Raw genomic sequence first — 10,689 nt, 5'->3', positions numbered from 1 at the left:
CCCGCGGAGCGGGTCCCATCGCGCTGCGCGCGATGCAAGCGAACCCCCGCGCTGCGCGCGGGGGTTGCGTTCCCGCGCGCGCGGGAACGCCTGCGGGACGCTCCGCTGTCCCGCAACCCGACTGCTTCGCAATCGGGTTGACGCTCCGTCCGCTGCGCTCCCGGAGCTAGCGGGGGCTGCGCCCCCGCATGGCCCTCCGCTTCGCTCCGGGCCTAAATACGGGTCCGCTCCGCTCCCCCGCTGTAGCCCTTCGGGCTGCACCTAGGAGACAGGGGCGGTGCTGCTCGGGCGGGATGGGGGAAGTCCGAGTCATGTGCATCAAACTGAAGCGCGGATAGATTCTGGAAATCTGCCCTGTCGCCCCTCAAATTCGAAAATCGCCGAAAATGTCACTTCGGCGTCAATGGAAACGTCATCTCCATGACACCGGCATTCGGCCGAACACATCATCCGTTTGAATTGGATTATCTCTCCCGGGATCCTCATCTGATCTACCTTCAATTCTCCTTGTCCTCAACTGTGTTATGCGCGGGTGAGAGTACGCCTGATCGCGTCTTTCCGGCAACCTGTGGCCAGAGTCAGCGCCGAGCGTGGGCGACCCAACGCCCGTCAGCTCCAGGCCGCGCCGGCGGGTGGGAAGCCGCACCCTCACCCATCCCGCCACCCCGGAGCCGACAGGCCCGGGCCACACCGGCCCAGCGCGGCGGCGGAGCCGACGCGCAGCGGAACCCCAGGCCGCACCCGATCCCCGAGGCCGCCGCCCGCCCACGCCCCGCCCCCATTCCTCACTCGTCCTCCAACGGGCGCGGGAAAGTGGCAGCAGAGGGGATGTCAGGCCCCCGACCACGCGCCCGCAGGATGTTGACCTGGGGTGATGTGGAGGCCGGCCGCCAGGCCGCGCAACCTCCACCGCAACACCTGACGCAACATCAGGCGCAACTCAGAGCGCAACACGGGGCGCAACAGCGTCTTCCCCTCCCCCATCATATCCACTATTATTTGAAGTACTGGGGAAGGCGACCCCCGGGAACCGCAGAAGTCCAACGAAGGGGAAGACGTGGAGATCCAGATCTCTGACGGGATCGTCCGTCGGGTGCACGGCGGTAAGGACGCACCCATGAACAGTCTGGCAATTCAGGCCCGCACGGTCGCGAACTTCCTGCCCCTGATCTGCCAGAGGGCGGGCGCGAGCATCGTGCACAACTCCGACGCGAATTACACGGGAATTCGCTTCGAGACCAAGGAAGGCCCCGTAGTGCTGGAAATGCCGACGGGTGACCGTCCCTACCGGCTGGTTCACCAGCTTCCGGAGCCGGACGAGACCGGGCGCACCGAAGTGGAGATGCGGCGTTTCCCGCAGATCTACAAGCCGCGCGGAGTCGCGCACATCACGGCTGAATTCCTCAGCTCTCGCGGATTTCTGAAGTAATCCGCAAAATTCCCCCGGGGGAAATAGCCGAAGGCTTCCGCTGTTTCCCCCGGGGGGCCACACACCACGTGATCGGAAAAGGGGAACTGATCATGAAGCTCGTTTCGTGTGTGACCGGCGAGGAAATCCAGACGGGCCGCACCCTACGCGTGCAGACGGGTGCAGCCGCCGGGCAGACGCGGAAATTCGAGAGGATCGCCCAGCACGCCGACGGGGTGCACCACGTGCACGCGTCGCGTCCTGGAGGGAAGTTGGGGCGGATTCACCGCGAATTCCACCCGAGCGCTTTCGGGTGCGAGATCACGTGGCGCAAGAGCGTCAGCCACGCGGCCTACCGTACGTGGTCCAAGGTCGATGACTACCTGTTGGCCGGGCTGTTGGCACTCGTGCCTCTCCCGTTCTTCGAGCACTACCACTGGTCGGAATACATCGTGGCCATTTTCGGCCGCTAGGGGAAATGGCGGAGTGGCTGAACGAGTCCGCCACTCCCAAATCAGAGTGGGGCCCGCGGCGTTGGCAGCTCCCGGGCCCCGGCTGGAGGGATCATGGAAGAGACGCAGACTGTGAGCCGGACCGGCGAGCCGGTGACGCAGGCGGAGGACGAGCAGGCCGGTTACGCGCTGCGGGAGTTGGCGCGCAGCGTGAGCGACCCTGACGCCCTGGGCGTGTCTGAAGGGCAGTTGGACGCGGTGGTGCCGTTCTTCGTCTTGGGTTGGGCGATGGGGGTGCGCACGGGTCACACCGCCCCGGCTGTGGCGGGTGTCCCGGTCGACCGAGAGACCGTCACGCGCGCGTTCGCCGAGCTGATGGCGCGGGTGTCGCCTCCGCAGTACTCCGGGCCCGCGCTGTGGCAGAAGGTCGACTATCACGGCAGCGTGACCCAGCGTCACGGCGAGTTGTGGGTGTGCGCGATCCACGTGCACGCCGACCCGTTCGGCGAGGAGCCGGAGATGCGCTACGACCTGTGCGAGATGCGCGGCGTTGCGCCCGTAACGGTGGTCACGGGTGCGCGTCGCACGAGCCTGACGCCGTTGCCAGTTTTCCGCGTCATGGGCTAAGTGTGCTGGTCAGGGGTGGGTTTACTCACCTCCGATACACACTATTATTGTAGTTGTTCGGGGGGCGGTGGCCCCGCCCCCCGAACCGCAGAAGCCAACACGAAGGGGAGAACACCGCATGACTCAGCAGTTCGCCGAGCGCGCCACGAACGTGGCCCCCACCGGTGCCCGCAACGCCGAACTCTCCGACCTGGTCCGGATCCTGGAGGACCAGAGCCGGCGCAAGCTGGACGTGATCGCCCCCGCGTCCGCCCTGCGTTTCCGTGAGGGAAACGTGCACGTCGAGGGCGTGGAGTCCCTGATCACCGAGGACGGTGTGACGGACGTCGACGGCATCTACCGGCCCACCGCCGTGGCCGACGAAGGGATTGCGGACAAGCTCCGTATCCCGCTCGCCTACCTGCGCCGCATGCGCGCCGAGAACGTCCCGCTGCTGGACGAGAACGTGAACGCGTGGCTGCGGGAGGAGCCGGAGCGCCGTTTCATGCTCCGTGCGTTCCGGGGCGACAGCGGCCCCGGCATGCCGCCCGCCGAGGGCGTGGCCCGCGCGCTGCTGTCCGACAGCTACAAGCTGATGGACAACTTCGACATGCTGCTGGCCGCCCTGGACGGGGTGAAGCAGTCCGGCCACCCCACCCGCGTCACGGGGTGCGACCTGACCGACCGGCGCATGTACGTGCGCGTCGAGTCCGAAGCGGTCGCCATCCAGGCCCCCGCGCTGCTGCGCGGCTACCGCTCCCCGTTCGACGGACGCAGCGGTGACGAACTGCCCGTGATCTCCGCAGGGTTCGTCATCACCAACAGCGAAGTCGGTTCCGGGGCGTACACCATCACCCCGCGCGCCGTCATCCAGGTGTGCCGCAACGGCCTGACCGAGACCAAGGACGTCATGCGCGCCGTGCACCTCGGAGGCAAGCAGGACGAGGGCGTTCTGTCCTGGTCCGGCCAGACCCAGCGCAAGACGCTGGAGCTGATCACGTCCAAGACCGCCGACGCCGTCCGCACGTTCCTGTCACGGGAGTACGTCGAGGCCAAGGTGCGCCAGGTGGAGGCCGCCGCCGGGAAGACGCTGGACGAGCCGACCAAGACCATCGAGCACGTCACCAAGACGCTCAGCATCGGTGCCGAGGCCAAGGACGTGATCCTTGCCCACTTCGTGAGGGGCGGTCAGATGACTGCCGGGGGCGTGATGCAGGCCATCACGTCGACCGCGCAGACCCTCACCGACGCCGACCAGGCCGCCGCCCTGGAGGCGCTCGCCCTGCCCGCCCTGACGACAGCCGCCGCGCACGGCTGACAGACCCCCGTGCGGGCCGGGAACCTCCCCGAGCCCGGCCCGCACGGGCCCCACGCCCCGCCCAAGCGCCGGGCGGGCACCCCTCCCGAGCGTCCGGGGGTGCCCGCCCGGCCCCAGAGCGCGGAGCGCTCCCCCACCCGTCAGGGAGCGCGGAGCGCGCCCGCCCCGTCCTCTGCCGCGTAGCGGCAGCGCGACGTGTCTGCGGAGCAGACCGCGCGCCCAGGAATACCCCGCCGCGCCACACGACACGTGCGCCGGCCGCCGGTGCTCACCGCCCCGTCACGTACGGAGGAAAACCCATGCCCCAGTTCGCGGAAGGTCAGTACATCTCCTGGGATCACCACCGGGACGGTGCGCCAACCGTGCAGATCACGGCCGTTGACCGGTTCCACATCACCTACCGGAGCGCGGACGACCACCGGGAAATCGTCGAGTCGACCGTGTTCCGCTCGCTCGCGGAGCAGACGGCCGACTGGCGCCCCGCCACCGAGGAGGAGGCCGCAGCCTTCAAGGCCCGGTTCCGCACCGCCCCCGAGAACTGGAATTGATCACCACCGCTGCGCCCCGGTCAGGGCGCAGCCCCCACGCCACGCCAGCCGCAGGGAGCCCGCATGCCCGCACGCCCGGAGCTGATCCGTCCCGATGACGCCGCCACGGCGGCCGCCATGGGCCGCGCCATGAACGCGCTCACCGCCCTACTCGTCGCACTCGGCGAGGGCAGCCACCAGTTCAACATCGTGGCCGAGCGCACCAACGACACGATCGTCACCGCCGACCTGACTCTGTCCGTCGGGGCGTCGCCGCTGCGGGTGAAGCACACCGAGGAGGGCTACCTCCGGTTCTTCGCGCTGCTGACGTTCGCCCTGGAGTACAGCACCATCCGGCGCGCCGTCCTGGTGGCCACGACCGCCGACGAGCCGTTCCCGCGCGCCTGCGGCTGGAACGTACGGGACGGATGGCTGCACCCCATGGACCGCCGCGAACTCCAGGAGGCGGTCATTCCCCACCCCGACGTCATCGCGCCGCTGCGCCTGGTCCACGACGCCCCGGAACTGCCCCACATCCCCGACACCGACGAGGAGAGCCCCCGTGGCTGACACCCCCGCCGTCACTGCCAACGGCTACTGCACCAACACCGCCCCGGTCCCCGGCACCATCCGCACGGTCAACGCCAAGAACACCGGACCGAAGTTCTTCCACCTGCACGGACGCCGCTACGGCGAATGCCCGTGCGGCAAGGAAGTGTCCCTGACCGAGCGGGACAACCTGCGCCGTCACAAGCCGCCGCAGGAGTAGCCCACAGACGCCGTGCGCCGCCCCTTTCCCCCTGGGGCGGCGGACGGCCCGCCCCGGCCAGAGCGCCACTGGCCGAAGACCTGCCGTCCCGACGCCCGCGCCCTCCCCTTCGGCGAGCGCGGGGCGGCACGTCCCCGCTCACCGATCCGGCAACCGAGGAGCCGCAGCCCATGACCAGCCCGAGCCTGACCGTCGACACGCCCGCCGGCACCGTGCGTGCCACGGCTGGCCCCCGCCAGGACGACGCCGTCGTCTTCGAGCTGGGCGGGGCGATGCGCGGCAGCGTGCACGTCACCGGCACCACCAACCCCCACCACTGGGACCAGTTCACCGCCGTCCGCGCCTGTCTCGGCCCCGTCAACGCCTACCAGACCACCGCCCCCGACGACGCACTCCCGCGGCTCACCCGCAGCCGCACCGGCTACCACGGCAGCCTGACCCTCTATCCCGACGACTACGCCGACCGCCCCCAGGTCAGCGTGTATCCGATGACGTCCGCCGACGGACACGAGCCGCCCGAGAAGACGGCAGCGACGCTCACCGCCGACCTGCGCGCCTGCGCTGCCCAGGTCGCGCAGCGCGAGGACCTGCCGGAGATCCTGACCCTTTCCCGGCAGCGCGACACCCCCGCCCTGCTGCGCTTCCTCACCTGGTCGGCCGCCCACCACCAGGCCGAAGCCGCCCGCTTGGAGAAGGAGGCCCGCGCCGCCTACCCCGCGCGGCGCGCCGCCGTGGCCGCCTGGTGGACCGTCGCCCGGTGGTTCCTCGCTTCCCCGCACCCGGTCCTGCTGCTGATGTTGGCCGACCTCCCCTACTCGGTCCTCCCCGACTCGCTGGCGCGCACCGTCGACGTCAAGCAGTGGTGGGCCCCGTACTGCCTCACCGCGGCCGCCCGAGAGCACGAACACGCCCGCCGCGCGCAGGCCGAAGCCGACTCCCTGCGCACCCAGCAGCGGTCACGCCGGCTCCGCGAACTCCGACGCGGTAACGGCTTCGTGACCAGCAACGATGCACTTCATGGGGTCGTGCTCCTCTCAGGTGGGAACGGCCCAAAACAGCGGCCCCGGTGTTCGAGCACCGGGGCCGCGCGCCGTTGTAGAACCGGGGGGATCCGGCTCCCTGCAACCCCGCCCGTACGGCGCCGCGCAGTACGCGGAACCGGACGGGCGGGGGAGGCAACGCTGCACTCCTACTACGAGCGGTTGGGCTTCAGGCATGTCCGCACTGAGGCCCCGCCGCACCGTCGCTCAGGGTGGCTTGCTCAGCGGCCAGCAGGCGCGCTTGCCATGCCTCACGACCTTCTGCCTGTCCACTCCCGCGAAGAGCAGCGCGGAGCTTCGGCCCATGCCTCTGAACTGCCACCCCAAAGGGACTACCGCACCGATGGACGGGTGGCGGCCCCGTCTCAGTTTCCGTCTCATTCACTCTCGTCCGACGACGTCCAGAGCAGTTCAGGTGACGGCCGAGAGTACGAGGATGAACAAGGCTGAACGGCCCTGAGGGTTGCCTTAAGCCCCAGACACGGGGGCCACGCCTCGAACCACTCATCGCCAAGGCGGGCGGACACAGCACACTCGCAGGCCAGCCACCAATCAGCCGTGCGAACAACGCCAGGGGGCGACCAGCCACCCAGGCCGCATGCGGGTCATGCGGAAGGGGCCGGATACGACAGAGTCCCGCTCACCCTCGGACTTGGGTGAGCGGAACTGCCTACCTGGTTGTCAGTCTTCGTTGGCCGCTTCCAACGCGCGCGTCTGGATGCGCCGGACGGGTGGAGAAGCAAGAACCGAACAGTGTGTCAGTAGTCCTGGAACTGCACGTGCTTGCACGATCCTCACGACTGCTCGACATCCGGCAGCCTTCGACCGCGACACATCCTCATCGGGTCGAAGGCCTACCCTGCTTCGGCCGGTCGGCGGAAAAGCGTCCCGCCGACGCCGGGGAGCCTGTCGAGCGAAAGGATTGGTGAAATGACCACCAGGTATCAGGCACTTTTCAAACGACGCTGGCGCATCGGGCTGATGGCTTTGGCCATGCTGCTGCCCGTGGCCTGGACCGGTTCTGCGGGGGCACAGGCGGCCCCGAGCAACGGGACTCACGTGGTGTACCAAGAGTCGGCGCCTACCTCGGCAACGCCAACCCTAGCGAAGGACTTCAAGCCTGCGGCTCCCCTGACGTCCCAGCAGCAGCAGGCCATGCAGGACGCATTGTTCAAGAAGCGCCAGCGAATGGCCGCCCGAGTCCCCCGGTCAGTCGGCCAACGAGGAGTGCCTCCGGTTACAGCACCTGGATCCCGGGTGGAGGACGTTTCGTCCCGGGCGAAGGGCCCCACCGCCTCGAACGCTCTCGTCATCGCGCGGAACAACCGCAACTACGTTGCGACTGGCGACGCATGTGGCCAAGCATCCAAACTGGCCGAGCCGGCTGCCGCGAACGATGGACGAAACGTCTACTACACCGGCAACTTCCAACACCAGGAATTCTCCACGGACCGCGGGGCCACGTACTCCTGTGCGGCCCCATACCCGGCGGGACCAGCCGAAGCGCCGTATCCATGCTGTGACACCGACGTCGTCTACGACCAGACGCGGGACGTCACGTTCCACAGCGCATTCTATGTGAACGACCGTACGGACATGACAAACAGTATCGTACGCATTTTCGTGAGGCGTAGCATTCCCTCCCCGGATAACTGCTACTACGACATCGATCTCGACCCGGCCGCAACCGACGTGCTTGCTGACTTCCCGCATCTGGGCCTCAGCAAGAAGTTCCTGTACGTCAGCGCCAACCGAGGGTCAACGGTAGAGGAAAGATGGCTGAGTGCGGCGATGAGTCGGTTCAATCTTGACCAGCTCGCCGCGTGCCACGTCGCTTCTGGGCGCACCATCAACGTCACCAACGGCGACAACCAGAGGGTTTTGGTCCCTGGGAGCGGCGCCGGGAAGGTCATGTACTTCTCATGGGTCAACACTCCCACTCAGTGGCGAGTGTTCAGCTGGCCCGACAACTCGACGGCCGTCGGCTCAACCCTGCACGACGTCGGTGCCATGACCTTCGGCGACCCCGACTGCCGGGGCGGGGTGAACAACACTGATTGGGCCGGTGAATTCGCGGCAGGCATCGAGGGATTCAATGTGCAGACGGCCATCAGCAAGAACGCAGTGAACGTCTGGGTGCCCACAGACTCTGACGCCGCTCACTCGAACGCCCACATCGTCGGCGCCGAGTTCCGCCTCGGGAAGCGCCCGAATGACCTGACGCTCGTCCAACAACCTGTCATCGCCTTCGCGGACCAGTGCGCGGGCCTGCCGGCCGTCGGCGTCAACGACTCTGGAGACCAGGGCCTGGCCATCGCCGTCGGTGGCAGGAATGGAGGCGGCGGACCGGCCGTCACCGCAGCGGTGGGGATCAAGGACAAGTACAGCAATGGACCCGGCGGATTCGTCTTCCGGAAAGTAGCAGAAGCCACGCACAACCCCGACAACAACCGCTTCGGCGACTACTTCACCGTCCGCAGGAACTCACCGTGCGGCAGGTACTTCGACGCCACGGGCTACGGCTATATCGGCGGCACCAAAGCACCGAACGTCAACGCGCGATACGTCGAATTTGGCCGCGGCGCGTACTGCCGTTAGGGACCGTCCTCAATAGATCTCGCCCAGAGTAGGAACGACAACAGACCGACCGCTGCTTCGTAAGAGGTGGCGGTCTTGTCGTACCTACTCCTGGGCAAGATCTGTTTGAAGACGGACCGTAACGCCCAGGGGCCTGCCGATCAATAACTCTTCGGTTTTTGTGGGCTGTTGGGTCGTAGGATGCGGGGGTGTCGGAGGGGACGAAGGCAGAGCTGGTGGATGCGTTCGGGCTGTTGCTGCCGCATCTCGATGAGCGCCAGCAGCGTCTGACGCTGGGTGCCGTGGCCCGCGTTCTGGGTCACGGCGGGATCCGCAGGGTGGCGGGAGCGGCCGGGGTGGCGGAGTCCACGGTGTCGCGCGGGAAGCGGGAGCTGGAGCACGCGGAGGAGCCCGCTGGCCGGGTCCGGGCACCGGGCGCGGGTCGGAAGCCCTTGCGGGAGGCCGATCCGGGGCTGGTGCCCGCGTTGCTGGCGCTGGTCGAGCCGGACCAGCGCGGCGACCCGGAATCTCCGCTGCTGTGGACGGTGAAGTCCACCCGGAATCTGGCGGCCGAGCTGACGCGCCAGGGGCACCGGGTCGGTTCGGACACGGTGGCCGCGCTGTTGAAGGCGGAGGGCTTCTCCCTGCAGGGCACATCGAGGACGACCGAGGGGGCCCGGCATCCGGACCGGGATGCCCAGTTCCGCTACATCAACGACCAGGTCACGGCGTACCTCGCCGACGGGCAGCCGGTCATCAGCGTGGATGCCAAGAAGAAGGAGACGCTGGGCAACTACGCGGTCATCGGACGCGAATGGCATCGCGCCGGGCAGCCGGTGCAGGTCCGCGCACACGACTTCCCCGAGAAGGGCGCCCAGAAAGCGGTGCCGTACGGGATCTACGACATCGGCGCGGATGCCGGCTGGGTGTCGGTGGGCTGCGATGGGGACACCTCCGCCTTCGCGGTGGCCACATTGCGCCGCTGGTGGGACGGTGAGGGGCGCCGCCGCTACCCGCACGCTTCCTGTCTGCTGGTCACCGCCGACGCCGGAGGCTCCAACGGCTACCGTGTGCGTGCCTGGAAGAAGGAACTCGCCGATTTCGCCTATGAGTCGGGCCTTGATGTGACGGTCTGTCACTTTCCGCCGGGAACATCGAAGTGGAACAAAATAGAGCACCGGCTGTTCTCACAGATCAGCATCAACTGGCGTGGCAGGCCCCTGACCAGCCACGAAGTCGTCGTCAGCACCATCGGAGCGACCACGACACACAGCGGGCTGTCCGTGCACGCCGAGCTCGACCCCGGCGCCTACCCCACCGGCGTCACCGTCCCCGACACCGTCATGGAGCGCCTGCCCCTGACGCCGCACGAGTGGCACGGCACGTGGAACTACACGTTGCGCCCCGAACCGCTCGCTCCCGAACCGCCCCCGCCCAGCGCCGGGTTCGGGCGCTTTCCCACCGGGGACAAGCTCCCTGCCTGGCTGCGGCACCCCAGCCTCACCGGACTCGAGCCCGCCGCCTTTGACGATCTCGCCGTCCGCTACCGAGCCTGGTGTGCCGAGCACCCGCCGATCTTCCTGCCCGGGAAACGCCCCGACGGCGGCCCCGGCGCCGGCGGTAGACGGCTCTCCGTCTCCGACCAGCTTGTTGTCTTCCTCCTCAAGAGGCGCTGGTCCATGACGAACGCCGTTCTCGCCGAGGCGACCAGCCTGGCCAAGAGCAGAATCGGCGCGACCCTCCAGGAGGTCACCCCCGTGCTCACCGCGCTCGGGCACAAGGTCCCGGCCGGCGCCCTCACCGTGACCACGGCACAACAACTCGCCGCGATCGCCGGGCACGACCCCGCCCTCCCGTAATCCCCACCAAGATCGACGAGTTATTGATCGGCAGGCCCCAGGGCCGCGTCGTTCAGGTGATGTGTCCTGGTTGATCACATGATGCCGAGGGTGATCAGTGGACGGTTGGCGTCGCGGGTGTGGTGCCGGAGTC

General features: G+C 68.1%; 10 protein-coding genes. All 10 read left to right on the top strand.

The annotated features are described in order from the left end of the window. Positions 1 to 1,057 precede the first annotated feature (1,057 nt). The 10 genes from ACIPSA_RS50930 to ACIPSA_RS50885 all read left to right on the top strand — a co-directional run bounded on the left by ACIPSA_RS50930 (position 1,058) and on the right by ACIPSA_RS50885 (position 10,556). The gene (locus ACIPSA_RS50930) at positions 1,058 to 1,429 is read left to right on the top strand and encodes a hypothetical protein (protein ID WP_402649034.1); all 372 of its coding nucleotides are present in this window, start codon (positions 1,058 to 1,060) and stop codon (positions 1,427 to 1,429) included. Positions 1,430 to 1,521: 92 nt separating this feature from the next. Then, positions 1,522 to 1,881, top strand: a complete 360-nt coding sequence (locus ACIPSA_RS50925; RefSeq protein ID WP_402649031.1) for a hypothetical protein — start codon at positions 1,522 to 1,524, stop codon at positions 1,879 to 1,881. A 93-nt stretch (positions 1,882 to 1,974) separates the two neighbouring features. Continuing rightward, a complete protein-coding gene (locus ACIPSA_RS50920) occupies positions 1,975 to 2,487 on the top strand; it encodes a hypothetical protein (protein ID WP_402649029.1) in 513 nt (170 codons plus the stop codon). A 118-nt stretch (positions 2,488 to 2,605) separates the two neighbouring features. Beyond that, on the top strand, positions 2,606 to 3,784 hold the full coding sequence (locus ACIPSA_RS50915; RefSeq protein WP_402649026.1) for a DUF932 domain-containing protein: 1,179 nt from the start codon (positions 2,606 to 2,608) through the stop codon (positions 3,782 to 3,784). 299 nt (positions 3,785 to 4,083) lie between these two features. Continuing rightward, positions 4,084 to 4,332, top strand: a complete 249-nt coding sequence (locus ACIPSA_RS50910; protein WP_402649023.1) for a hypothetical protein — start codon at positions 4,084 to 4,086, stop codon at positions 4,330 to 4,332. A gap of 63 nt (positions 4,333 to 4,395) precedes the next feature. Beyond that, entirely contained in the window at positions 4,396 to 4,881 is a 486-nt protein-coding gene (locus ACIPSA_RS50905) for a hypothetical protein (protein WP_402649020.1), read from the top strand. Next, entirely contained in the window at positions 4,874 to 5,080 is a 207-nt protein-coding gene (locus tag ACIPSA_RS50900; RefSeq protein WP_385165136.1) for a hypothetical protein, read from the top strand. The genes ACIPSA_RS50905 and ACIPSA_RS50900 overlap by 8 nt, the downstream gene beginning before the upstream one ends. Positions 5,081 to 5,250: 170 nt before the next feature. Next, on the top strand, positions 5,251 to 6,570 hold the full coding sequence (locus ACIPSA_RS50895; protein ID WP_402649017.1) for a hypothetical protein: 1,320 nt from the start codon (positions 5,251 to 5,253) through the stop codon (positions 6,568 to 6,570). Positions 6,571 to 7,050: 480 nt separating this feature from the next. After that, positions 7,051 to 8,718: a hypothetical protein gene (locus ACIPSA_RS50890; RefSeq protein ID WP_402649015.1), complete on the top strand. Its 1,668-nt coding sequence runs from the start codon at positions 7,051 to 7,053 to the stop codon at positions 8,716 to 8,718. A gap of 215 nt (positions 8,719 to 8,933) precedes the next feature. Beyond that, positions 8,934 to 10,556, top strand: coding sequence for an ISAzo13 family transposase (locus ACIPSA_RS50885; RefSeq protein WP_402649037.1), 1,623 nt, complete (start codon positions 8,934 to 8,936; stop codon positions 10,554 to 10,556). Positions 10,557 to 10,689 lie beyond the last annotated feature (133 nt).

The organism is Streptomyces sp. NPDC086549 (assembly GCF_044746205.1).
In the GTDB taxonomy this organism is placed as follows: Bacteria; Actinomycetota; Actinomycetes; order Streptomycetales; family Streptomycetaceae; genus Streptomyces.
This window is presented reverse-complemented; position numbering and strand designations above follow the sequence as displayed.

Excerpts from the sequence above, each read along its gene's own strand:
- ACIPSA_RS50925 (WP_402649031.1), top strand. The coding sequence starts at position 1,522 with ATGAAGCTCGTTTCGTGTGTGACCGGCGAGGAAATCCAGACGGGCCGC.
- ACIPSA_RS50920 (WP_402649029.1), top strand. The coding sequence starts at position 1,975 with ATGGAAGAGACGCAGACTGTGAGCCGGACCGGCGAGCCGGTGACGCAG.
- ACIPSA_RS50915 (WP_402649026.1), top strand. The coding sequence starts at position 2,606 with ATGACTCAGCAGTTCGCCGAGCGCGCCACGAACGTGGCCCCCACCGGT.
- ACIPSA_RS50910 (WP_402649023.1), top strand. The coding sequence starts at position 4,084 with ATGCCCCAGTTCGCGGAAGGTCAGTACATCTCCTGGGATCACCACCGG.
- ACIPSA_RS50905 (WP_402649020.1), top strand. The coding sequence starts at position 4,396 with ATGCCCGCACGCCCGGAGCTGATCCGTCCCGATGACGCCGCCACGGCG.
- ACIPSA_RS50895 (WP_402649017.1), top strand. The coding sequence starts at position 5,251 with ATGACCAGCCCGAGCCTGACCGTCGACACGCCCGCCGGCACCGTGCGT.
- ACIPSA_RS50890 (WP_402649015.1), top strand. The coding sequence starts at position 7,051 with ATGACCACCAGGTATCAGGCACTTTTCAAACGACGCTGGCGCATCGGG.